Annotated in this window: 16 protein-coding genes, 1 pseudogene and 1 riboswitch; of the genes and pseudogenes, 11 read left to right on the forward strand and 6 right to left on the reverse strand. The window is 52.8% G+C overall.

What is annotated here, in order from left to right; all coding sequences use genetic code 11:
• A complete protein-coding gene (gene leuC, locus UC15_RS02510; RefSeq protein ID WP_112286963.1) occupies window positions 1-1401 on the forward strand; it encodes a 3-isopropylmalate dehydratase large subunit in 1401 nt (466 codons plus the stop codon).
• A gap of 10 nt (window positions 1402-1411) precedes the next feature.
• Window positions 1412-2014: a 3-isopropylmalate dehydratase small subunit gene (gene leuD, locus UC15_RS02515; RefSeq protein ID WP_112286964.1), complete on the forward strand. Its 603-nt coding sequence runs from the start codon at window positions 1412-1414 to the stop codon at window positions 2012-2014.
• Window positions 2015-2111: 97 nt separating this feature from the next.
• Here leuD and UC15_RS02520 read toward each other — a convergent pair whose 3' ends face one another.
• The 4 genes from UC15_RS02520 to sgrT form a co-directional block, all read right to left on the reverse strand.
• Window positions 2112-2798 carry a hypothetical protein gene (locus tag UC15_RS02520; protein ID WP_112286965.1) on the reverse strand — a complete coding sequence of 229 codons (687 nt, stop codon included), beginning with the start codon at window positions 2796-2798 and terminating at the stop codon, window positions 2112-2114.
• Window positions 2799-2857: 59 nt separating this feature from the next.
• Complete coding sequence (locus UC15_RS02525) at window positions 2858-3550, reverse strand: YopT-type cysteine protease domain-containing protein (protein ID WP_112286966.1); 693 nt, start codon at window positions 3548-3550, stop codon at window positions 2858-2860.
• 223 nt (window positions 3551-3773) lie between these two features.
• On the reverse strand, window positions 3774-4937 hold the full coding sequence (locus UC15_RS02530; protein ID WP_112286967.1) for an MFS transporter: 1164 nt from the start codon (window positions 4935-4937) through the stop codon (window positions 3774-3776).
• Between the two features lie 256 nt (window positions 4938-5193).
• Window positions 5194-5379, reverse strand: a complete 186-nt coding sequence (gene sgrT, locus UC15_RS02535) for a glucose uptake inhibitor SgrT (RefSeq protein ID WP_112286968.1) — start codon at window positions 5377-5379, stop codon at window positions 5194-5196.
• Between the two features lie 102 nt (window positions 5380-5481).
• On the opposite strand from sgrT, the gene sgrR reads away from it, so the two are divergent.
• The 4 genes and pseudogenes from sgrR (at window position 5482) to thiQ (ending at window position 10745) form a co-directional block, all read left to right on the forward strand.
• Window positions 5482-7143 (forward strand): HTH-type transcriptional regulator SgrR, encoded by a 1662-nt coding sequence (gene sgrR, locus UC15_RS02540; protein WP_112286969.1) that lies wholly within the window; start codon window positions 5482-5484, stop codon window positions 7141-7143.
• Window positions 7144-7183: 40 nt separating this feature from the next.
• Window positions 7184-7434, forward strand: a riboswitch (TPP riboswitch).
• A 45-nt stretch (window positions 7435-7479) separates the two neighbouring features.
• A pseudogene (gene thiB / locus UC15_RS02545) lies at window positions 7480-8462 on the forward strand (thiamine ABC transporter substrate binding subunit).
• Entirely contained in the window at window positions 8438-10048 is a 1611-nt protein-coding gene (gene thiP, locus UC15_RS02550; RefSeq protein ID WP_112286970.1) for a thiamine/thiamine pyrophosphate ABC transporter permease ThiP, read from the forward strand. The pseudogene thiB and the gene thiP overlap by 25 nt, the downstream one beginning before the upstream one ends.
• Window positions 10032-10745, forward strand: a complete 714-nt coding sequence (gene thiQ / locus UC15_RS02555; protein ID WP_112286971.1) for a thiamine ABC transporter ATP-binding protein ThiQ — start codon at window positions 10032-10034, stop codon at window positions 10743-10745. The genes thiP and thiQ overlap by 17 nt, the downstream gene beginning before the upstream one ends.
• Before the next feature lie 15 nt (window positions 10746-10760).
• Here thiQ and UC15_RS02560 read toward each other — a convergent pair whose 3' ends face one another.
• Window positions 10761-11528: a DedA family protein gene (locus tag UC15_RS02560; protein WP_112286972.1), complete on the reverse strand. Its 768-nt coding sequence runs from the start codon at window positions 11526-11528 to the stop codon at window positions 10761-10763.
• 243 nt (window positions 11529-11771) lie between these two features.
• On the opposite strand from UC15_RS02560, the gene UC15_RS02565 reads away from it, so the two are divergent.
• The 4 genes from UC15_RS02565 to UC15_RS02580 all read left to right on the forward strand — a co-directional run bounded on the left by UC15_RS02565 (window position 11772) and on the right by UC15_RS02580 (window position 22041).
• Window positions 11772-14177, forward strand: coding sequence for a DNA polymerase II (locus UC15_RS02565; RefSeq protein WP_112287011.1), 2406 nt, complete (start codon window positions 11772-11774; stop codon window positions 14175-14177).
• Between the two features lie 209 nt (window positions 14178-14386).
• Window positions 14387-17284, forward strand: a complete 2898-nt coding sequence (rapA, locus tag UC15_RS02570) for an RNA polymerase-associated protein RapA (RefSeq protein WP_112286973.1) — start codon at window positions 14387-14389, stop codon at window positions 17282-17284.
• A gap of 66 nt (window positions 17285-17350) precedes the next feature.
• Window positions 17351-18052 carry a bifunctional tRNA pseudouridine(32) synthase/23S rRNA pseudouridine(746) synthase RluA gene (rluA, locus tag UC15_RS02575; RefSeq protein ID WP_112287012.1) on the forward strand — a complete coding sequence of 234 codons (702 nt, stop codon included), beginning with the start codon at window positions 17351-17353 and terminating at the stop codon, window positions 18050-18052.
• A gap of 197 nt (window positions 18053-18249) precedes the next feature.
• Window positions 18250-22041 carry a S6 family peptidase gene (locus UC15_RS02580; RefSeq protein WP_112286974.1) on the forward strand — a complete coding sequence of 1264 codons (3792 nt, stop codon included), beginning with the start codon at window positions 18250-18252 and terminating at the stop codon, window positions 22039-22041.
• 66 nt (window positions 22042-22107) lie between these two features.
• Here UC15_RS02580 and djlA read toward each other — a convergent pair whose 3' ends face one another.
• Window positions 22108-22929: a co-chaperone DjlA gene (gene djlA, locus UC15_RS02585; protein ID WP_112286975.1), complete on the reverse strand. Its 822-nt coding sequence runs from the start codon at window positions 22927-22929 to the stop codon at window positions 22108-22110.
• A gap of 181 nt (window positions 22930-23110) precedes the next feature.
• Between djlA and lptD the strand changes: the two genes are divergently transcribed.
• Window positions 23111-25489 carry an LPS assembly protein LptD gene (gene lptD, locus UC15_RS02590; RefSeq protein ID WP_112286976.1) on the forward strand — a complete coding sequence of 793 codons (2379 nt, stop codon included), beginning with the start codon at window positions 23111-23113 and terminating at the stop codon, window positions 25487-25489.
• The last annotated feature ends 32 nt before the right edge of the window (window positions 25490-25521 follow it).

The raw sequence follows: 25521 nt of genomic DNA on the forward strand, positions 1-25521 counted from the left end.
ATGGCCAAAACTCTGTATCAGAAATTGTTTGATGCGCACGTCGTTTATGAAGCACAAAACGAAACGCCATTGTTATACATCGACCGCCACCTGGTTCACGAAGTGACATCTCCTCAAGCTTTTGACGGCCTGCGCGCGATGGGCCGTCAGGTGCGCCAGCCGGGTAAAACCTTTGCGACCATGGATCACAACGTGTCCACGCAAACCAAAGACATCAATGCAAGCGGCGAAATGGCGCGCATCCAGATGCAGGAATTAATTAAAAACTGTGCGGAATTTGGCGTGCAGTTGTATGACCTGAACCACCCGTATCAGGGCATCGTTCACGTTATCGGTCCTGAGCAGGGCATGACCTTGCCGGGCATGACCATTGTGTGTGGCGATTCCCATACTGCCACGCACGGTGCGTTTGGTTCGCTGGCCTTCGGTATCGGTACATCAGAAGTGGAACACGTTCTGGCGACGCAAACCCTGAAACAGGGTCGCGCCAAAACCATGAAAATCGAAGTGACTGGCGATGCACCTGTCGGTATCACGGCGAAAGATATCGTTCTGGCGATCATCGGTAAAACCGGCAGCGCTGGCGGTACGGGTCACGTTGTAGAATTCTGCGGTAAAGCCATTGAGGCGCTGAGCATGGAAGGTCGTATGACCCTGTGCAACATGGCGATCGAAATGGGTGCGAAAGCCGGTCTGGTTGCGCCGGACGAAACCACGTTTGCCTATCTGAAAGGGCGTCAGTTCGCGCCGAAAGACCAGAACTGGGACGCGGCAGTTGAGTACTGGAAGACCCTGAAAACGGAAGACGGTGCGAAGTTTGACAGCATTGTCACCCTGGACGCGTCTGAAATCGCGCCACAGGTTACCTGGGGCACTAACCCGGGTCAGGTGATGGCGGTAAACCAGACCATCCCGAATCCGGCCTCCTTTGCGGATCCGGTAGAACGAGCCTCGGCGGAAAAAGCGCTGGCGTATATGGATCTGCAACCGGGCATTAAACTGACCGACGTGGCGATCGATAAAGTGTTTATCGGTTCCTGCACCAACTCCCGTATCGAAGATTTACGTGCGGCAGCAGCCATTGCCAAAGGCCGTAAAGTGGCGAGCGGCGTACAGGCGATTGTGGTACCAGGCTCCGGTCCGGTAAAAGCGCAGGCGGAAGAAGAAGGTCTGGATAAGATCTTCATTGAAGCGGGGTTCGAATGGCGTCTGCCAGGCTGTTCAATGTGTCTGGCGATGAACAATGACCGTCTGGAACCCGGCGAGCGTTGCGCGTCCACCAGTAACCGTAACTTCGAAGGCCGTCAGGGTCGTGGGGGCCGTACGCATCTGGTCAGCCCGGCAATGGCGGCGGCGGCGGCGGTTACCGGCCGTTTCGCTGATATTCGTGAACTGAACTGAGGAAAACACCATGGCTAAATTTACCCAACACATCGGTCTGGTGGTTCCGCTGGATGCAGCTAACGTCGATACCGATGCCATTATTCCGAAACAGTTTTTGCAGAAAGTGACCCGCACCGGTTTCGGTCAGCACCTGTTTAACGACTGGCGTTTTCTGGACGATGCAGGTCAGGTGCCCAATCCTGATTTCGTGCTGAACAAGCCGCGTTACAAAGGCGCGAGCATTTTACTGGCACGCGAAAACTTTGGTTGCGGTTCTTCCCGCGAACATGCGCCCTGGGCGCTGACCGATTACGGCTTCCATGCGGTGATCGCGCCAAGCTTTGCCGATATCTTCTACGGTAACTCTTTCAATAACCAGTTGCTGCCGATCACCCTGAGCGAAGCAGAAATCGACGAGTTGTTTGAACTGGTAAAAAACAACGAAGGCATTCAGTTCGAAGTAGATCTGGAAGCGCAAACCGTGAAAGCGGGCGATAAAACCTATCCGTTCGTCATCGACAGCTTCCGCCGTCACTGCATGATCAACGGTCTGGACAGCATCGGCCTGACGTTGCAGCACGACACAAACATTTCCAGCTACGAGAAAAATCAGCCTGCCTTTATGCAGTGATTATTGTCAGTTAGCGATTAAGAAGGCGGGCTCAGTCCCGCTTTCTTAATCAGCCTTAACCTCATCCCAGAACCTCTGCCAAACCTCCCTCACAGAGTCACTCTGTCGTAAACTTCTTTGTCACCCTTATTTCGCTTAGCGCAAGAGGATCGTGGTATTTACTCGATAAAAATTCGACTATTTCCAGCATCGGGTAGGCTGACACCGTTTTAAACAGACCATAGTTTGGATCGAGGAAAAAAGACTCAAACTCATTGTAACGAAAGGCGGCGACAGCATGGCATGCCTCTTCACCCTCATCTGTAAACTGGAACTTGATAATCATCCCGGATAAGGGATTCTTATTCTCGCGAGTATTCAGCGTGGTCATTGTCATAAAGGAACTTCGTTCATGCAAAGAATATTTTAAGCCGGGAACGGCAGTTATCATTTCTTTTTCACGCTGACGTCTATTCTTATAATTTACAGTAACTTCCTCATGATCTAACTGGCTGAAGCCCTGCGCATTATCCTCGTCAGCTCGTCTTTCTGAATTTTCTTGCTTTCTGCGTGCCCGGTCAAAAAGCAGGCGCTGGCTTGCATAATCTGTGGGCAATAAAGCTTTTTTTTCAGGAGATTTCACGGGTGTAAACCATCCTGAAAACCAACGCCCTGAATATTGTGAAGACCGGTCTTTCAATATATCGCCCAACCAGGTAAGGCAAAAACCAAAACAATAACCCTCTGATTTATGTTCATCAGTGAATGAACTATAGTTTTTTTCAATAGAAGTGATCGTGATCATACAAAAACATCTCCAACATTTTCATCTAACGAAATGCAATATCCATAAGTGGCTTTTTATTAACTCCTCCTGGAAACTATAAATTCTAATAATGGCACAGCATCTTTGTATACTTCATTAATATATTTAGTGATATCCCGCATAGGATAAGAAGAAGATGTTTTAAATAATCCTAAATTAGGATCGAGAAAAAAACATTCCGAGGCATTATAGCGAAAGGCTGCAACGGCATGGTAGCCGACCTCACCCGGTATCTCAGAAAACCGGAAAGCAATGATCGTTCCGGTGAGAGGATGAGCATGACCAGAAAGATTTAACCCGTTAAACAACATGAAATCATTACGTGCTATCAGTCGATATTGTAATCCGGGAACCCCGGTTATTTTTTCCTTTTCTGCCTGACGGAAATTTTTATAATTAACAAAAGCCTCATGGCGACCTGTCTGACGTTTCGGATCCTGCTGACTCTCCCTGCAGCTTTTCAGATAGCTCTCATGCCGTCGGTATGCCCGCTCCAGTAATAGCCTTAACTTCACAGTATCAGAGGGGATTAAGGCTTTCTTATCCGCTGTCAGTGGCGGGGCAAACCAACCGGAAAGCCAGCCTGGAAACCAGTTGCCCATTTTCTGTGCTGGCCGTTCTTTTAATATATCGCCAAGCCAGGTCAGACATAAACCAATACAAACGCCCTCAGATTTCTTCTCATCAATAAATGAATTATATGTTTTCCTTATAAGTACAACCGGAATCATATTAATTTCCCTTAGTCCGTATTTTTAGAAAGCCGATAATATCGACCCCTCCTTTAATTATCCAGACAGTAAGGAGGATTAGTGGGGAGAAGAATGTTTATTCTTGAGGAAGAATCCAGATAACTAATAAAAATTAAGTCATTGCAGAAGCTTGAAAAACTAAATGTATTATTCAGTTTAATAGGTTAAAGAGCGAATTAATCGCTCTTTAACCCCACGTCATTCACACGTCTTTGACTTTATACATCAGTCCGAGCGCCACCACTGCCAGCACGGTTGCGGCCCAGTACACCGGATAATGGCCGAAGTTTTCCACGATAAAGCCCTGTAACAACCCCGCGCAAATCACACCAGTGGAGATACTGTTAGTGAACAGTGTGGTCGCTGAACCCGCCCTGCCCGGCATCAGATCCTGAAAATATAACATTCCGATCCCGGCGACGATGCCGATGAAAATCGCGTTGAACAATTGCAGGATCATCAGCGCGGCTTTGAACTGAAACGCCACCAGTCCGGCATAGAAAATCACACCGCTTACCACGGCATACAGCATCAGCTTGCGTTTACCAGTACGTTTGACCAGATAACCCGCCAGCAACATCGCCGGAATTTCCAGTCCGGCAGCGGTTCCCATCAGCAAGCCCGCCAGCCCTTCCGGCAGACCCAAATCACTGGTGATGTACAGCGGCATATCAATGACATACATGATATTGCAGGTCCACATCAGCAGGGAGGAAAAGAACAACAGCCGCACGTCTTTGTTGCGCCAGGCGCTAACCGGCACCGCTTTTTCATCCACCGGCTGTTCAAGGCGCGGCACTGACGGAAGGAAGAAAAAGATCATTAATATGCTGCCGACAAACACTGCGGCGGCACTCAGGTACATCGGCGTAAAACCGTAATTCAGCGCAAGCATAAAAGAGAGCGGCGGGCCCAGCACCCACGCCAGCGAGAGCATCGCACGCATCATCGAACTGAACATCACCACTTCACTGGCGGAGCGATCCGCATGTTCACGCGCCAGCGCAAACAGCTGCGGCATCGACGCATTGCCTATCGCCGCCAGCAATACGCCGACGGTGATCAGCACCAGATAATCGCGGCTAAAGGCAAATACCAGGCTGTTACCCAGCGCCATCAGGCAGCAGAACATCAGCAATTTCCGCCGGTCGCCTTTGTTATCGGAACGGTTAGCCAGCAGAAAGCTGATCGCGATCCCAGCGATGGCGTTAACGGTATAAAAGAATCCCACCCACAGTGGCCGGACCTTCACTTCGTTAGTCAGAAACAGACTCAGCGTCGGCGCCTGTAATGCACCCGCCACGCCGCACAGCAAGGAGACCACCAGAAAGGTGACATAAATACGATTAAAACGAGGTTTTGGCATGACGTCGTCCCTGAGAAATGAATGTCTTACAGCACAACATACAGTGTATACCCAAAACAGTTCGAGTTGCAGAAAGGCGGCAAGCGCACGAATCCCGATGAGCTGACACAGGTCAGTGATTCGGGTGAGTAAGAGCGGCCAACGCGTCTGCCGCTCGAAATGTGAAGGGTATACGAATAAAAAAACCAGTGAGTTTCCTCACTGGCTGGTGACAATACACCATTACTCAGAAAATCGAATTTAGTCAGACCTGAAGTCACAGTCGCCGGCGGTATTGCTCGTCGTCCAGCGTTTCCATATCCCACTGCGTAAGACGGGACAGAATATCCAGACGGTATTGCACCGGAACCCAGGACAGCCAGTCTGCATGATTTTTAGAGGCGTTCTTTTTGATGGCTTCAAAATAACGCTGATAGAAACGGGCGTTCAGACTGCGTTTCATGCTGACCTCCGGTGATTCACAACAGGCTTTCGTTGAGAAACAGTATCAGCGTAATATGAGGAAAGATAAATTGATGAAAATTGCCCGTGGAGTTCCTCTTTTATGTCTTCGTCCCGTTTGCAACAACAGTTCATCCGCCTGTGGCAAAGCTGTCACGGTGAAGACACTGAAACCACGCTACAGGCACTGTCGGAAGTTCTGAGTTGCTCACGCAGACACATGCGCTCGTTGCTCGGCACCATGCAAGAACAGGGCTGGCTGACGTGGGATGCAGAAGCCGGACGCGGCAAACGTTCCACGCTGAAATTTTTGTATACCGGCCTCGCACTCCAGCAACAGCGCGCCGAAGAGCTGCTGGAGCAGGATCGTATTGATCAGCTGGTACAACTGGTCGGCGACAAAACCCTGGTGCGCCAGATGCTGCTTTCCCAGCTCGGCCGCAGTTTCCGTCAGGGTAAGCATATCCTGCGTGTGTTGTATTACCGTCCGCTGATTAATCTGCTGCCCGGTACCATGTTACGCCGCTCTGAAACCCATATTGCCCGGCAAATTTTCAGCGGCCTCACACGCATAAATGAGGAAAAAGGGGAAGTCGAAGGCGATTTAGCCCATCACTGGCAGGAAATTTCGCCGTTGCAATGGCGTTTTTATCTGCGCCCTGCCATTCATTTTCATCATGGCCGTGAACTGGAGATGGTGGATATCATTGCTACCTTCACCCGGCTGAAAACGCATCCGCTGTTCAGTAATCTGAAATCAGTCAAAACGCCCACGCCAAATGTTATTGATATCCACCTGAATGAACCCGATCGCTGGCTGCCGTGGCTGTTCGGCAATATCCACGCGATGATCCTGCCGCAGGAGTGGCAGTCGCTGCCCGATTTTGCCCGCCATCCGGTCGGTACCGGCCCTTACGCCGTGGTGCGTAACCTGAAAACCCAACTGCGCATCCGCGCCTTTGATGATTATTTTGGCTTCCGTGCGCTGATTGATGAAGTAAATATCTGGGTGTTGCCGGAACTGAGTGAAGAGCTGGTGCATTCCGGCGTACAGCTTCAGGCTGATGAATCAGGCAAAAGCGAGCTGGAAAGTCGCCTTGAAGAAGGCTGCTATTTCCTGTTATTTGACCAGCGTTCGCCGGTCGGACAATCTGAAGAAACACGCCAGTGGTTGTGCGATTTACTCAATCCCATCGCCTTACTGAATAATGCCGAACCGATTTACCAACGCTACTGGTCGCCGGCTTACGGCCTGCTGCCGCGCTGGCACCATAAAGCGCCACAACCGCGTCCGCCCAGACCGCAAAACCTGACCCAGGTGACACTGACATTTTACGGCGAGCATTCCGAGCATCAGGCGATCTGCAATGCGCTGCAGCCGCTGCTGGCGTCCGAAGGCATTGAACTGATTATTCAGGTCGTGGATTACGCGGTCTGGCACCGCGGTGACGCCAAAAGTGATCTGTGGCTCGGCAGTGCCAACTTCACCCTGCCGCTGGAATTTTCACTGTTTGCGCATTTCTATGAATTACCGCTGGCGAAACACTGCTTCAGTGAAGAGATGGAAGATGACGCCGCGCAGTGGCATGCGGGCAATTTATCGATCGCCAAATGGAGTCAGAAACAAACGGTCAGCCATCAGATCCATCCTCTGTTTCATCACTGGCTGGTGTTGCAGGGGCAGCGCAGTATGCGCGGCGTGCGTATGAACACCCTCGGCTGGTTCGACTTCAAATCCGCGTGGTTTGCGCCGCCGGACAGTTAATCGGACTATCGCATCGCGCCGTTAGTCTCTAGAATGACATCCGTTCTCAACGGGGTGCCAGAGTGCGTTCTTTTTCAAGAAGAATGAACTCGATCTTTAAACGCCGCGAGCGCGTGTTCAGCGGGTGAAGTCCAGCGCACAGAAAGCGGAGCGTACACAAAGTACGTGAGCATTTCGAGCACTGCACGACGCCCGATCAACACACGCACAGCAAGTTTAAAAGGCTGAGATTTAGACCCGTCGAACCTGATCCGGTTAACCCCGGCGGAGGGATTTGAGACTGCGCGATGCTTACTCAAAATCCTTTGCCCTTTCATTTTTTTTTGGAGCGCAAAGTTGAAAAAATTATTGTCCTGCCTGCTGTTACTTTCTGCACCTGCCTTCGCGGCAAAACCTGTCCTGACGGTTTATACCTATGATTCTTTCTCTGCCGACTGGGGTCCGGGCCGGCGATCAAAAAAGCCTTTGAAGCCCAATGCGGCTGCGAGCTGAAATACGTTGCGCTGGAAGACGGTGTCTCTTTGCTTAACCGTCTGCGGATGGAAGGCAAAAACAGCAAAGCCGACGTGGTTCTCGGGCTGGATAACAACCTGTTGCAGGCAGCTGAACAAACCGGATTATTTGCCAAAGCGCCGAAAACCGCTGCCAGACTGACCGTACCAGGCGGCTGGGACAACACCAAGTTCGTGCCTTACGATTACGGCTATTTCGCGTTCGTCTATGACAAAAACAAACTGAAGAACCCGCCAAAAAGCCTCGATGAGCTGATCAACAGCGACCAGAAATGGAAAGTCATTTACGAAGATCCGCGCACCAGTACACCGGGTCTGGGCCTGATGTTGTGGATGCAAAAAGTCTATGGCGACAAAGCACCGCAAGCGTGGGAAAAACTGGCGAAGAAAACCGTTACCGTCACCAAAGGCTGGAGCGAGGCTTACGGTTTATTCCTCAAAGGTGAAAGCGATCTGGTGCTGAGCTACACCACGTCTCCGGCTTACCACATCGTGGAAGAGAAGAAAGATAACTACGCGGCAGCAGATTTCACCGAAGGCCATTATATGCAGGTCGAAGTGGCGGGTCAGCTGGCGAACAGCCAGCAACCGAAACTGGCTGAAGAGTTCATGAAATTCGTTACTACGGAAGATTTCCAGAAAGTGATCCCGGCCGGCAACTGGATGTATCCGGTGATCAACACCCCGCTGCCTGACGCTTTTAAACAGCTGACGATCCCGGCTAAATCCCTGCAATACAGCGCACAGGATGTCGCCACTCACCGTTCACAATGGATCCAGGCATGGCAGAACGCCGTCAGCCGTTGATCCCGCGCTGGTTGTGGCCGGGCGCCATCGCCTCGCTGCTGATGTTGCTGGTGGCTATGCTGGCGTTAGGCTCTCTGTGGCGTCATGCGCCACAGATGAGCGGCGCCTCGCTGTGGCAGGATCCTTATCTCTGGCATGTGATCCGCTTTACCTTCTGGCAGGCGCTGCTTTCGGCGCTCTGTTCTGTGCTGCCCGCCATTCTGCTGGCGCGTGCGCTGTTCCGCCGCCGCTTCCCCGGACGTCAGCTGTTACTACGTTTATGCGCGATGACGCTGGTATTACCGGTTTTGGTGGCAGTCTTCGGCATTCTCAGCGTTTACGGACGACAGGGCTGGCTGGCGCAGATTTGCGGCTGGCTGGGCGTGGATTACCGTTTCTCGCCTTATGGTTTACAGGGCATTTTACTGGCTCATGTGTTTTTCAATCTGCCACTGGCAGCCCGACTCTTATTGCAGGCGCTGGAGAATATCGCCGTCGAACAGCGTCAGCTGGCTGCGCAGCTTGGGATGAACGCCTGGCAGCAATTTCGCTTTGTTGAATGGCCTGCCATTCGCCGGCAGATTTTCCCCGCCGCTGCATTGATTTTTATGTTGTGCTTCGCCAGCTTCGCCACGGTGCTGTCGCTGGGCGGCGGTCCGCAGGCGACCACCATTGAACTGGCGATTTTTCAGGCGTTAAGTTACGACTACGATTTAAGCCGCGCGGCCACGCTGGCGCTGATCCAGCTGTTTTGTTGTCTGGCGCTGGTCTTGCTCAGCCAGAAACTCAGTCAGGCGTTGCCGGTCGGACAAACGCATTCTCAGCGCTGGCGTAACCCGGACGATTCCAGGCTGCGGCGCATCGCAGATGCCGTGCTGATCGGCCTGGCGTTAATGCTGATCCTGCCGCCGCTACTCGCCGTGATTACCGACGGTATCAACCGTGCAGCAGTCGGTGTTTTACAACAACCTGCACTGTGGCTGGCATTATGGACATCCGTGCGTATCGCGCTGGGCAGCGGAATAGTGTGTGTCCTGCTGACTATGATGCTGTTGTGGAGCAGTCGCGAACTGCGATTACGGCAGAGAAATGGCTGGGCGCAGGTGATGGATCTCAGCGGGATGCTGATCCTCGCGATGCCGGGCATTGTGCTGGCAACCGGCTTTTTCCTGCTGCTTGGCGATACGACAGGTTTGCCACAATCGCCGTGGCCGCTGGTGATCATGACCAATGCGCTGATGGCGGTGCCTTATGCGCTAAAAGTGCTGGATAACCCGATGCGCGACGTGGCCGAACGTTACACGCCGCTGTGCCTTTCACTGGATATGCACGGCTGGCAGCGCCTGCGCTGGGTGGAACTGAGCGCGCTGAGGCGCCCGATTGCGCAGGCGCTGGCGTTTGCCTGCGTGTTGTCGCTGGGGGATTTCGGCGTGATCGCCTTATTCGGCAATGAGAACTTCCGCACCCTGCCATTTTATCTGTATCAGCAGATCGGCGCCTATCGCAGCCAGGACGGCGCGGTGACGGCGCTGTTATTGCTGCTGTTATGTTTTCTGTTATTCACCCTGATTGAGAAATTACCGGGCCGCCATGCTGACGCTGAATAAACTGACGTACCTGTACGAACACCTGCCGATGCGCTTCGATTTACAGATCGAGGCCGGTGAGCGCGTGGCCATTCTCGGGCCGAGCGGCGCGGGAAAAAGTACCCTGCTCAGCCTGGTCGCCGGTTTTCTGGCACCGGTCAGCGGGCAGATCCTGCTTAACGGTGCAGATCACAGCGCGACACCACCGGCAAAACGTCCGGTGTCGATGCTGTTTCAGGAAAACAATCTGTTCTCGCATCTGACGGTGCGTCAGAACATGGGCCTGGGGTTACATCCGGGGCTGAAACTCACCGCGCAGCAGAAGCGCGAACTGGAAGATATCGCCCGACAAGTCGGGCTGGAAGAGTGCCTGGATCGCTTACCGTCGCAACTTTCCGGCGGGCAGCGTCAGCGTGTCGCACTGGCGCGCTGCCTCTTACGCAGCCAGCCAATTTTATTGCTCGACGAACCGTTTTCGGCACTCGATCCGGCGCTGCGCAGTGAGATGCTGAGTTTGCTGGATAAAGTGTGCGGGCAACGTCATCTCACATTGCTGATGGTGTCGCATAATCTGGATGACGCGGCGCGGATTGCACCGCGTACACTGCTGGTTGTCGATGGCCGGATTTTCTACGACGGACCGACGCAGGCACTGGCCGACGGCAGTGCGCCGGAAGCCAGAGTATTGGGGATAGATGTTTCAGGAGCGGACGTTTAGGACATCCGCCTGACATCAGCGGGTGATCACTTTCCACAGCAGATGACCGTAGACCGGCATCATCGGCTGTTTGCTCAGCATCACCAGACTCACTGCGGTTGCGATCAGACTCAGCACACAAACGACGCGCAGACGCGGCAGGGGCAACCATTTGGTCATCGCATCAGGTGAAGCTTTGCCCGACCGGAACCAGCGCCACAGCAACCAGGCACTCAGCCAGATCAGCACCACGGCGGCAAACAGCATCCATTTGAACACTGAACTGTTGTGGCTGGCCGGAATATCAATCGCAACGCCCGCCAGAATCCCCGGCAGGAAATACACCGGCGGCCAGGTGATGCAGCCGATGATATTCGGCGGTGCAAATTTATAAGGCGGCAGGTTCAGCATACCGGCCACCATCGGCACCAGCGGGCGTGTTGGTCCGATGAAACGCCCGATAATGACGGTGGCAAAACTGTGCCGATCCAGCGCATATCCGGTTTTATCCAGTAATGACTGGTAACGCTTAAGGAAGCGCCAGCGGTGTAACGGTTCCTTGAAGCCGCGGCCAATGAAATACGAGGCCCAGTCGCCAAAGAAACAGCCCAGACCCGCCGCCAGCCAGGCTTCGTACAACCCGACCTGACCGCTGCCGATCAGCGTGCCGAGCGTCGCCATCATCACGGTGCCGGGCAAAATCAGCCCGACCAGCGCCAGCGACTCGAAGAAAGCCACCACAGCGACAATAATTAATGCGAAGCCCACCGACTGAGCGACCAGATGTTGTAGATAGGCTTCCATAAATTCCCAGAATTCAGTTACGTCTGCGCCAATTGCGCAGATAAATGAGACAAGTGTGAGTTTTCTGCATTCTCATTGTAGTAAATACATCAAGCGGCTGAATTGTCAGCGCATGAACTATCACAGTCAACCGCGTAATTGTATGCGTATTTGGCAGAAACCTGAGCCATAGACAAAGACTGTATAAATAACCATACTCTGTCTTTGCAGTTCATCTTTTATTTCATCTGTTCCGAGGCGCTTATTAACGCAAATTCCGTCCCCTCATCTGCCCGTTCCCCTGACACGGCGCCGCGTCAGGGATTTGTGCTGACCCGCCACTGGCGCGACACGCCGCGGGGTACGGAGGTGGATTTATGGCTGGCGACAGACGACGGCCCGCAAAAAGTACGCCTGCCCTTGCAGGAATCGGTGGCGTTTATTCCCGCTGAACAGCGTACGGCGGCAGAGCGTATTCTCATTGATGAAAAAAATATCAGTCTGCGTCCGTTGCCGTTGCAGGATTTCCATTCCCGCGCCGTTCTTGGGCTTTACTGCCCGCAACACCGGCAGTTAATGCGGATTGAAAAACTGCTGAAAGAAAATGGCGTCAATGTTTTCGAAGCGGATATCCGCCCGCCGGAACGCTTCCTGATGGAACGCTATATCACCGCTCCGGTCTGGTTCAGTGGCAAACCCGGGCCGGACAAGCTGTTGCTGGACACCAAAATGAAACCGGCGGAAGACTACCGCCCGCCGCTGAAACTGTGTTCGCTGGATATCGAAACCAGCGGCAACGGCGAGTTGTATTGCATCGGGCTGGAAGGCTGCGGGCAGCGCCACGTTTATATGCTCGGTCCGCCCAACGGCGATCCGGATGCTCAGTTCGATTTCAATATGGTTTACGTCGACAGCCGCCCGCAGTTGCTGGAAAAACTCAATGAGTGGCTGGAGACTTACGATCCCGACGCGATAATCGGCTGGAGCGTTGTGCAGTTCGACCTGCGGGTTTTACAGAAACATGCAGACCGCTACAAAATCCCGCTGAAATTCGGGCGCGGTGGCGGTGATCTTGAATGGCGTGAACATGGCTTCAAACAGGGGCACTTTTTTGCTGCTGCCGCTGGCCGCCTGATTATCGACGGCATTGAAGCACTGAAATCCGCATTCTGGAACTTCAACTCGTTCAGTCTGGAATTCGTCTCGCAAAGTTTATTGGGCGAAGGCAAAGCCAGTGACAATCCCTATCAGCGGCTGGCCGAAATCGAACAGCGTTTTCGCGAAGATAAACCGGCGCTGGCACGCTATAACCTGAAAGACTGCGAACTGGTGACGCGTATTTTCGCCAAAACAGAGCTGATGCCGTTTTTGCTGGAACGTGCCTCGGTGACTGGTCTGGCGGTAGATCGCAGCGGCGGTTCGGTGGCGGCGTTCACCCATCTTTATTTACCGCGCATGCACCGCGCCGGTTATGTCGCGCCAAATCTGGGCGAATTAGAGGGCGAAATGAGCCCTGGTGGCTTTGTAATGGATTCGCGCCCCGGTTTGTACGATTCCGTATTAGTGCTCGATTATAAAAGCCTGTATCCGTCGATTATCCGCACCTTTCTGATCGACCCGGTCGGGCTGGTTGCCGGACTGCAACAGCCTGACGACGAACACTCGGTGCCGGGTTACCGCAACGCCCGCTTCTCGCGGGAAAAACATTGTTTGCCGGAGATCGTCCGCCAGATCTGGATGGGCCGCGAGCAAGCTAAAAAGCAGAAAAACAAACCACTCTCACAGGCACTGAAAATCATCATGAACGCCTTTTACGGCGTGCTCGGCTCCAGCGGCTGCCGGTTCTTTGATCCACGCCTCGCATCTTCTATTACGCTGCGCGGGCACGACATTATGCGCCAGACCCGTGAACTGATTGAGGCCGAAGGCTATCAGGTGATTTACGGGGACACCGATTCCACCTTTGTCTGGCTCAATAAAGCCCATTCGCAGGAAGACGCTAACGTCATAGGTCGTCATCTGGTGGAACAGGTCAATGTCTGGTGGAAAGCGCACCTGCAACAGGAATACGGGCTGGAAAGCGCGCTGGAACTGGAATTCGAAACGCACTATCAGCGCTTCCTGATGCCGACCATCCGCGGTTCGGAAACCGGCAGCAAAAAACGCTATGCCGGCCTGGTGAATGACGCCGACGGCGAGCACATCGTTTATAAAGGGCTGGAAACCGTGCGCACCGATTGGACGAAACTGGCGCAGGAGTTTCAGCAGGAACTGTATCAGCGTATTTTCCACCGGCAGCCTTATCAGGATTACGTCCGCGATTATGTGGCGCGCACGCTCGACGGCGAATTTGATGACAAGCTGGTGTACCGCAAACGTCTTCGCCGCAAGCTGAGTGATTACGAAAAAAACGTCCCGCCGCATGTTCGCGCCGCAAGGCTGGCGGATGATTATAACGTTCAGCACGGGCGCGCAAAACAGTATCAGAACGGCGGCTGGATAAGTTACGTGATGACCACGTCCGGGCCTGAACCTCTGGAGAACCACCAGTCCCCCATCGATTACGATCATTACATCGAACGTCAGCTGGAGCCGGTTGCCGACGGTATTTTGCCTTTCCTCCATGACGACTTTGCTACACTGATTACAGGTCAGATGGGATTATTCTGAGCAAAAAAAGGATTGCTCTTTGATTCGCAGGTGACGAAAGGCTTACCTTCCATTACCATAGCGCCCTTTCCCATTTCTGAAACATCCTCACACAGCGAACTACTCCGCGCCTTATGGCGGGGAAAGAAAACTATTGCCCGAGAAAGTTCACGGGCTGAACACGCATTGCGCAGTCGTCGTATACCGAGCAAACAACACAGAGAGAGATTATGCCGTTTACATTGGGTCAACGCTGGATAAGCGATACGGAAAGCGAATTAGGATTAGGGACCGTAGTAGCGCTGGACGTGCGCATGGTTACTCTGCTTTTCCCCGCCACCGGTGAAAACCGTTTGTATGCCCGAAATGATTCCCCGATCACCCGCGTGATGTTCAATCCCGGTGACACCATCAGCAGTCATGAAGGCTGGCAGTTACAGGTCGAAGAAGTCCTGGAAGATAAAGGCCTGCTGACTTACATCGGTACCCGTCTGGATACCGAAGAAACCGGCGTCGCGATGCGTGAAGTGCTGCTCGACAGCAAGCTGACGTTCAGTAAGCCGCAGGACCGTCTGTTTGCCGGTCAGATTGACCGTATGGATCGCTTCGCCCTGCGTTTCCGCGCCCGTAAATATCAGCGCGAACAGTTCCGTCTGGAATTCGGCGGCCTGCGCGGTATGCGCGCCAGCCTGATCCCGCATCAGCTGCACATTGCTTACGAAGTCGGTCAGCGTCACGCGCCGCGCGTTTTACTGGCTGATGAAGTGGGTCTGGGTAAAACCATTGAAGCCGGTATGATTATTCATCAGCAACTGCTGTCTGGCCGTGCTGAGCGCGTATTGATCGTGGTGCCGGAAACCCTGCAACACCAGTGGCTGGTAGAAATGCTGCGCCGCTTCAACCTGCGTTTCTCACTGTTTGATGACGACCGCTACGCTGAATCCGTACATGAGGCGACTAATCCGTTTGAAACTGAACAGCTGGTGATCTGTTCGCTTGATTTCGTGCGCCGCAATAAATCCCGCCTTGAGCAGCTTTCTGATGCGGCGTGGGACATGCTGGTGGTCGATGAAGCGCACCATCTGGTGTGGAGCGAAGACGCGCCAAGCCGCGAATATCAGGTTATCGAGCAACTTTCCCAGCAAATCCCAAGCGTTCTGCTGCTGACGGCGACGCCGGAACAACTGGGTCAGGAAAGTCACTTTGCGCGTCTGCGCCTGCTGGATCCGGATCGTTTCCACGATTACGAAGAATTTATCGAAGAACAACAGCAGTATCAGCCTGTGGCCGATGCCGTCACGCTGTTACTCAACAAAGAACCTCTGACGCCGGAAGCGCTGGCATTGCTGGGCGAAAGTGTAGGCAACGCCGATACCGATGCCCTGCTGACCGCCGCCAACAAAGGCGATGAAGCGGCCGCGAAACAGCTGGTTTCCATGCTGATGGATCGTCACGGCACCAGCCGCGTACTGTTCCGTAACACCCGTAACGGCGTGAAAGGTTTCCCTGAGCGTCATCTGCACGCGGTGAAACTGCCGCTGCCGACGCAGTATCAGACCGCGATTAAAGTCTCAGGCATTATGGGCGCGAAGAAAACCGCCGAAGCCCGTGCGCACGACATGCTGTACCCGGAGCAGATTTATCAGGAGTTCGAAGGCGAGAACGCCACCTGGTGGAACTTTGATCCGCGCGTCGAATGGCTGCTCGGTTATCTGACCGCTAACCGTGACGAGAAGGTGCTGGTGATCTGCGCCAAAGCCGCCACCGCATTGCAACTGGAGCAGGTTCTGCGTGAACGTGAAGCGATCCGTGCCGCCGTGTTCCACGAAGGGTTGTCGATCATTGAACGTGACCGAGCTGCTGCTTACTTTGCTTCTCAGGAAGAAGGCGCTCAGGTGCTGCTGTGTTCTGAAATCGGCTCCGAAGGCCGTAACTTCCAGTTCGCCAGCAAAATGGTGATGTTCGACTTGCCGTTTAACCCGGATCTGCTGGAGCAGCGTATTGGTCGTCTGGATCGTATTGGTCAGCAAAATAATATCGACATCATGGTGCCTTACCTCGAGCAGACCGCGCAGTCGGTGCTGGTTCGCTGGTTCCATGAAGGTCTGGACGCGTTTGAACATACCTGTCCGACCGGCCGTACCATTTATGACAGCGCGTATGAGCAACTGATTGCCTTCCTGGCGACGCCTGCCGAGCAGGCTGGTCTGGACGAGTTTATTCTCACATGTCGCGCCGAACATGATGCGCTGAAAGAGAAGCTGGAAAATGGCCGCGACCGTCTGCTGGAGATGCATTCCAACGGCGGCGAACGTGCGCAGCAACTGGCGAAGGAAATCGGCGAGCAGGATAACGATGTTAACCTGGTCAACTTTGCGCTGAACCTGTTCGATATCGTCGGCATCAATCAGGAAGATCGCAGCGACAATCTGATCGTACTGACGCCTTCCGAACACATGCTGGTGCCGGATTTTCCGGGGCTGCCGGAAGACGGTTGTACCGTCACCTTCGATCGTGAACAGGCGCTGTCCCGTGAAGATGCGCAGTTCATCAGCTGGGAACATCCGATCGTGCGTAACGGGCTGGATCTGATCCTGTCCGGCGATACCGGCAGCTGCGCGGTGTCGATCCTGAAAAACAAAGCACTGCCGGTGGGTACCCTGCTGGCTGAGCTGGTTTACGTGGTGGAATGTCAGGCGCCGAAACATCTGCAACTGACCCGTTTCCTGCCACCGACGCCGGTGCGCATGCTGATGGATCGTAAAGGCACCAATCTGGCGGCTCAGGTCGAATTCGAAAGCTTTAACCGTCAGCTGAACGCCATCAACCGTCATAACTCCAGCAAGCTGGTGAATGCGGTGCAGCAGGATGTCCACGCTATGCTGCAACAGGCAGAAGCGGAAATCGCTGAACAGGCACGCGCCCTGATTGAAGCGGCCAAAGTAGAAGCCGACGAGCAACTGACCAAAGAGCTGGATCGCCTTAAAGCACTGAAGGAAGTGAATCCGAACATTCGTGATGACGAACTGGAATCAGTAGACTCTAACCGTAAGCAGGTGCTGGCGAATCTGAACGATGCCAGCTGGCGTCTGGATGCGATCCGCCTTGTGGTGGTCAGCCACCAGTAAGCCCGACGGGATGCAGGCAGTCTGCATCCCTTCTTTATTTCAACCCGAATGCAGACTGAAACCGCTATGAGCGAACATCAACCCACAATCCCTGAACCGTCAAAAACCCGGCCGCTGGAGAATTACAATCCGCCGACCGATCCCTGGTTACAGGTGATTTTTCAGGATGAGCACATCATGGTGGTCAATAAACCGAGCGGGCTGCTTTCGGTACCCGGCAAATTAGCCGAGCATCAGGACAGCCTGATGACGCGCATTCAGCAGCAATTTCCCGAGGCTGAATCCGTCCATCGTCTGGATATGTCGACCAGCGGCGTGATCGTCGTGGCGCTGACCAAAGAGGCTGAGCGTGAGCTGAAACGTCAGTTCCGCGAGCGCGAAACCAAGAAAGTGTATATCGCCAGGGTCTGGGGACGGGTTGAAGAAGATTACGGCATTATCGATTTACCGCTAATTTGCGATTATCCCAACCGGCCAAAGCAGAAGATCTGCCATGAGACCGGCAAAAAGGCGCTGACGCAATACGAAGTGATGTCATGGGATGATGACGGCACCACGCGGGTGAAACTGCGACCAATCACCGGACGTTCGCATCAGTTGCGCGTTCACCTTCTGGCGCTCGGGCATCCGATTCTGGGCGATAAATTCTATGCACATCCGCAGGCTCTGGCGGCAGCAGACCGTTTACAACTACATGCACAGGAATTATCGTTCTATCATCCGATAACGGATGCGCCACTGGTGTTTAATTGCGAACCAGATTTTTAATTATTCATATAATGCATATTTCTTAAATCATTTTTAAGCAATATGTATTATATTCCCATCACCTTGTTTTATTAGATTTTAACTCTTCGTAAAATAGTACCTCCCCTTAGCCTGTTATTCCCTTAGCTGTCATTACTCTTCCTGAAACTGCTAACATCCCCTCCTTTTTAATAATTTCATCCCCAGGGACGACAATAATGAAATGGAAACCCAAGCTACTTAGTAGCTTAATTGCATTGGCGCTGTTTGATGCCGATGCCGGGATTATGCGTGAAGATGTTTCCGTGCAGAACTATCGCGACTTTGCCGAGAATCTGGGAAAATACGAGGCTGGCGAAGAGAATATCGAAGTCTTTAAAATGGATGGCACATCAGCCGGTGTGCTGAATTTTCCTATGCCTGATTTTGGCGCCGTCAACAGTCTGGGGTACGCGACCTTAATCTCTCCCTCTTATGTTGTCAGCGTGGCCCATAACGGTGGATATAATTCCGTAGACTTTGGCAATCATGCGAAATACAGAACTACTTATAAACTGATTAATCGCAACATTGACCCGGCTTATTATACCAAAAATAAAGACTTTCATGTCCCGCGTTTAAATAAAGTGGTCACTGAAGCTGCACCGATGCCTGTCGCAGATCCCGCTGAGTTTACCACTGATAAGGAACGTTATACCTATTTCGCACGCGCCGGATCCGGCACGCAATATCAGGTCGACCCCGTTACACATAAGGTGAAATATCTCGCGGGTGCGTATACATGGAAGTCTGGTGGCACAATTGTTAATCCTACCTTTCAGAGCGGGCAACTGAAGTGGATCAATTATGGTCCTACAGATGCACGCGTTCAGCCTTTCAGCAGTGCAATTCAGGCCGGTGACAGCGGCAGCCCGCTGTTTGTTTATGACAGTAAAGAAAAAATCTGGAAAATTGTCGGCGTTTCGCCCTGGGGCGGTGGTTACGGACCTTATAATTACGACAGCTATACTCTTTACATACAACAGGCATTCATGGAGAGCGTGTTTGCCAAAAACATTGATCCGGATGTCACTGATATCGCCGCCGATGGCGACATTCACTGGACGGCAGCCAAAATTACGCAGGGCGAAAACAGCTGGCAGTGGCACGGCGTCAATACAGCACTGCCTTCGCAAGCCAGTAATGATGAACTCGATGCCTCTAAAGACCTGCGCTTCGCCGGTGATGGCGGCCTGATCGTACTCGACAGCGCCGTCAATCATGGTGCCGCAAAACTACAGTTCTCCAACGATTACCGGGTCGTGTCGGCGGAAGGTGCAGACAGCACCTGGGTAGGCGGTGGGATCGAAGTCGATGCGGGGAAAACCGTCGACTGGGAAGTCAATGGATTAGACGGAGACACCCTGCATAAAATCGGTGAAGGTACGCTGTACGTCAATGCCGTGGGCAATAATGGCGGCGCGCTGAATGTTGGCGACGGTCTGGTGGTTCTGGCACAACAAGCCAATGAAGCGGGTGAGCAAAAGGCCTTCTCCAAAATCACCATCGTAAGCGGGCGCCCGACGGTGCAGATCGGCGGTGAAAACCAGATTGAAAGCAGTGACATAAACTTTGGCTACCGTGGCGGTAATCTGGATCTGAATGGCTATGACATGGCTTTCAGCAGCATTAATCACAGTGATTCCGGTGCCGCCATTATTAACGGCAATGCAGACCAGCTCAGCACCCTGACACTGAACAACAGCAGTAACCAGACCTTCGTCGGCCATCTCGGCAGTCAGGAAACAGCGTCGAATTTAAACGTCGATTATGCACCGGACTCCTCCGCAGGCGTCTGGGAACTGGCGGGCGGTGCCGATCTGAATCAGCTCTCCGTGCAAAATGGCGTTCTGAGACTCGCCGGTCGTCCGACCCCGCATGCCGGTGACGTCGTGTTCAGCGACGACTGGATTGATGAAACCTACACGATAAACAATGTGGATGTGGCCAGCCACGCCACCCTGCGCGTGAACGAGCACGCCACGCTGGATGCCAACGTGAAGCTCAACGAGCGGGCAAACCTGATGCTGAACAGTAAATCGCATCTGAGCGGCAAGGTGGAACTCGCCGCTGACAGTGTGATTTCTGTGGATCAGACCGACAGTAAGACCACCAGCACTGACGGCAATAATGACGTGGTGATTGACGCCACAATCTCCGGTCACGGCACCCTGAAGAAAATGGCGCCAGGCGCGCTGTACATCAACAGCGAGAATACCTTCACCGGTGACACCCATATCTACAGCGGCGCGCTGATCCTCAACGGCTCCCTTACCTCGACCGTGACGATGGAACAAAACACCTTGCTGGCGGGGAACAGCACCGTCACAGATCTTATTCTGAAAGATGATGTTCAGCTTCTTCCACAATGGCCAGCAGAGAGCGAAAGCGATGCCTTTGTGCCTGCAACACAAACCGTTAACGGCACACTCGCTGCAGGTAACAATAATCTGCTCAGCTTGCGCACACATTTCGATCCGAGTTTTGCGCAAACCGACAAGTTACTGATCAATGGCGACGTGGTTTCTTCAGCACCTGTTACCGTTCAGGTCACGCCTTCGGGTGCCGGCTTCTTCACCGACACGGATAATGACGGTGCAGCGGATAATCAGGAAGGGATCTCTCTGATTCAGGTAGCGGGTAACGCCACAAAAAACAGCTTCAAACTGGCGGGGGAATATGTCGCGCGTGGCGCTTATGCCTACAACCTTTACGCTTTCGCGCCGGGACGCAGCTCCGAGGAGCAGCGTGATGTTGAAGGAAGCGGCGATCAGTTCTGGGACTATCGTCTGCAAAACAATATGCTGACTGAAGGCGATAATACGGTGCCTGTCGATAACACGCCGGTTCCGGATCCCACGCCGGATGACGCCGGCGACGATACGCCGGTTCCCGATCCGACACCGGATGACGGCAGCGATGAGACACCGATTCCCGATCCAACTCCGGATGACGGCGACATACCTGTTCCTCCTGCTCCGACACCCGATGAGGATGACAACGGGAAAAATACACGCCCGGCTGTCACACCGCAGGTGCCTTCCTATCTTTCATTACCTTCCGCCCTGCTGAGCTATAACAGCCGGGTGAATGAGACATTCCGTAACCAGACACTGGCGCAGGATGATAAAAAACTGCACATGTTCTTCCAGTACCTCAATGGGGAAGATAAATATCATTCTTCGTTGGGCTTTATGAATTATGGCTATGACTACACCCAGAAAGAAGAAGGCTGGTTGTTTGGCGGTAAAGTTCTGCAACTGGGTAATGATACTCACGCACTGGGACTGAGCCTTGGCCTTTCCAGCGCTAATCTGGATGTCACGCCGGATGCCGCTGATGGCAACAGCAAAACGCAATACACCACCTGGGGACTCTCTTCACTGCTGTCGTATCAGTATGTCAGCGGATTAACGGTGGATGTGGCTTCGGATGTCGCCATCTATGATGGCAATGTATCGACTGACCTGCGCGGCAGTGACGTGGCGGATATCAGTGCGAAATCCTTCGGCGGCTCTGTCGATGTGGGATATAAAATCCAGGCGGGCAATCATGTGTTGACGCCATTAGTTGGATTTGGCATTCAGCGACTGCAAGTCGATGATTTTACTGATATTGATAATACCAAGGTGCATTATGACGATATCACCCGTCCGACTGCCCGCTTAGGGATGCGTTACCGCTACGACTGGGATACCGCGAATGCAGGTAAATGGGCGGTGACCGCCAATACCCTGTTCATTAAAGATCTCAGTGACGATGCGTCAGTGGACATCGGGGACACCTACAGCGACGTCAGCAACAGCTTCCGCAGTGGGGCAACAGGTAGCTCTGGTATGATCGATCTGGGGATTATCAGTAACCCGACACCGAATGTGTCACTGAACACCGGTGTGCAGTATCAGCACAGAATTGAAGATGAAGGGGTTGATTACTGGCAGGCGATTGCAGGCGTGAAGGTGAGTTTCTGATCCCTGACCGCATATGAAACGAAAAGCAAAAGGCGTCCTGGAATGGACGCCTTTTTTATGATGACGTTATTTAAAGCCTTTTTCGCGTTTGATCAGGTCATACGCCGCCTGTATCGCCTGCGCTTTTTCCTTGGCCATTTCCATCATTTCAGGTGGCAAACCTTTCGCCACCAGTTTGTCAGGATGATGCTCGCCCATCAGTTTGCGGTAGGCACGTTTGATGGTCGTCGCGTCATCGGTGGCATTCACGCCCAGCACTTTACAGGCATCCGCCAGCGTCGGGCCTTGCTGCGTCTGGTGATAACCGCCGCCATAGGAACGCCCGCCCTGCTGATGGCCGCCAAACTGCTGGCCGCCTTCCATCATGCGCAGGAACTGATCGAACTGCATCCGTGAAATACCCAGTTCTTCAGCAATCACATACAGCACTTCGCGTTCGTTAGGATGCAATGAACCGTCGGCGTAGGCCGCCTGGATCTGAATTTCCAGAAAAGTCCGTATCAGGTCAAAACGACCAAAACACGCACTGCGCAGTTCACGCATTTTTTCCCGCAAAGGATAATTGGCTTCTTTGCCATCGCGGAAGGCACGTTGCGCGGCTTCACGTTGCTCGCCATGCAGTTGCATACGTTCCATGTAAAGACTGGCGATCTGAATATCTGCTTCGGTAACTCTGCCTTTTGATTTAGTCAGATTCCCCATCACCTCAAAGGTGGTGCGGAAAAAGATGGTTTGACGTGTCTGCTGATCGGCAAAATATCCACGGCGTTTCGCGGAACGCGCGGTATCAAACATATGCCCTATCACCAGCCCTGCAACAATTCCCCAGAAGCCTAAACCTGACCATAAGCCAAGGATAAGTCCGAGCAGTTTTCCCCAATACTGCATATACTCCTCAATTCGCCATGCCGTCGCTTAAAAATTGCTTTATCATAACCGGCATTTATCGTTGTGCCTAACGGCGGCAACGTAACCGGTGGGATTTAACACTAGCGCAACCATGATGAGTGAGATAGTCTCTGACCGTTTGCCGGCATGATGCCTCTGATGACGGAACACCATTTTACGTATGAAAAACAGACGTCTGAAAACACGCTTACCGACAATGCTGGCCGCCACAATCTGGTCAGTATTGTACAGTCACGGCGCAATGGCCGATCTCGCAGAACAATGTATGCTCGGCGTTCCGACCTATGACAAACCTTTGGTGCAGGGTGATCCTAACTCACTGCCTGTCACTATTAATGCCGATAAGGCGACAGGCAATTATCCCGACAGCGCGTTGTTTAGCGGCAACGTTAACGTTGTTCAGGGAAACAGCACACTGGACGCTGATCAGGTTCAGCTCAATCAAATCGCGAATCCTAATCAGCCAACGCCGACCCGAACCGCCACAGCGACCGGCAACGTGCGTTATAACGATAATCAAATCAAGCTGAAGGGCCCGAAAGGCTTTGCAAACCTGACCACGAAAGACACTGATGTTCAGGATGGTGATTATCAGATGGTTGGCCGTCAGGGTCGTGGCCAGGCTGACAAGATGAAGCAGCGTGACAATAACCGCTACACCATCATGGATAACGGCACGTTCACCACCTGTCTGCCCGGTGATAACAGCTGGAGCGTCGTCGGTTCAGAAGTGATTCAGGACCGTCAGGAAGAAGTGGCTGAGATCTGGAACGCTCGTTTCCATATCGGCCCGGTTCCTGTGTTCTACAGCCCTTATATGCAGTTACCGATTGGGGATAAGCGCCGTTCCGGTTTCCTTATCCCTAACGCTAAATACAGCACCAACAATGGTTTCGGCCTGACAGTTCCTTATTACTGGAACATTGCGCCAAACTACGACGCCACGATCACGCCAAATTACATGAGCGATCGTGGTCTGCAGCTGCAGAACGAATTCCGCTACCTGACCGTCGCCGGTGCGGGTCTGATGGAGTTCGATTATCTGGGCAATGATAAGAAGATCGACGATCAGTTCCTGAAGGACGAAGGCCGTACCAGTGATAACACCACCAAACGCTGGATGTATTACTGGCGTCATTCAGGTGTTTACGATCAGGTGTGGCGCTTCAACGTCGATTACACCAAAGTCAGTGACCCTTATTACTTCACCGATTTCGATTCGAAATACGGTTCCAGTACCGATGGCTATTCCACGCAAAAATTCAGTGTAGGGTATGCGAATAAGAACTGGGATGTGACGCTGGCAAGTAAGCAGTTCCAGGTCTTCACTGATTATGGTAACAGCAATGCTTACCGTGCCCAGCCACAGCTGGACATTAACTATTATAAAAACGATGTAGGTCCGTTCGACCTGCACCTGTACGGTCAGGCGGTGAAATTCACCAGCGTGAACCCGGATAACCCGGAAGCGATACGTACTCACTTCGAACCTACGTTAAGCCTGCCGCTCAGTAATGGCTGGGGCAGTCTGGATAACGAAATCAAGCTGATGGCTACCCACTATCAGCAGGATATTCCAGATGCCTATTATGATGCGAACCCGGACACCAAACTGCGTTCATCCGTGAACCGCGTTATGCCTGAATTTAAAACCGACGGCAAAATGGTGTTTGACCGTACGATGGACTGGAACAGTGATTACACCCAGACCCTCGAGCCGCGAGTGCAGTACCTGTACATTCCGTATCGTAACCAGAGTTCGATCAATACCTATGACTCCACGTTGTTGCAGTCCGACTACACCGGTCTGTTCCGCGATAAAAGTTACAGTGGCCTTGACCGCATCGCTTCTGCCAATCAGGTGGCGAGTGGTTTAACCACGCGTATTTACGACGAAAATCTGGAAGAGCGTTTTAACGCCTCTGCCGGACAGATTTATTACTTCCAGCCACCGCGCACTGGCGATCAGAACAGCGTGCTGGATAAAAATGATGACACCGGCAGCCTGGTTTGGGCAGGTGACACTTATTACAAAATCAATAACTTCTGGGGCGTTCGCGGCGGTGTGCAATACGACACCCGTCTTGATGCACTGGCGCTGGGCGATGCAGTGCTTGAGTATCGTGCTGACTCAGAGAAAATGATTCAGTTGAGCTACCGTTATGCCAGCCCGGAATATATTCAGGCGACATTACCTCAGGTCACCAACCCGGGGTATCAGGACGGTATTTCTCAGGTCGGCGGTATCGCCAGCTGGCCGATTGCCGATCGCTGGTCCATCGTCGGTGCGTATTATTACGATACCAAAGCACAGCAAAGCGCCGATCAGTTAATCGGCCTGCAATACAATACCTGCTGCTGGGCAATCAATGTCGGTTACGAACGTAAGATCACCAACTACGACACGACCAAGTCCGAAAGTAAGTATGACAATAAGATTGGTTTCAATATTGAACTTAGAGGCCTGGGTAACAATCAAACCCTCGGAACAAAAGAAATGTTGGCCACAGGCATACTGCCATATCAGCGAGCTTTCTAAGCCCGACGACGCTCTTGATTTCCTGTCTGCAT

It is taken from the genome of Rahnella sp. AN3-3W3, assembly GCF_003263545.1.
Taxonomy (GTDB): Bacteria; Pseudomonadota; Gammaproteobacteria; order Enterobacterales; family Enterobacteriaceae; genus Rahnella; species Rahnella variigena.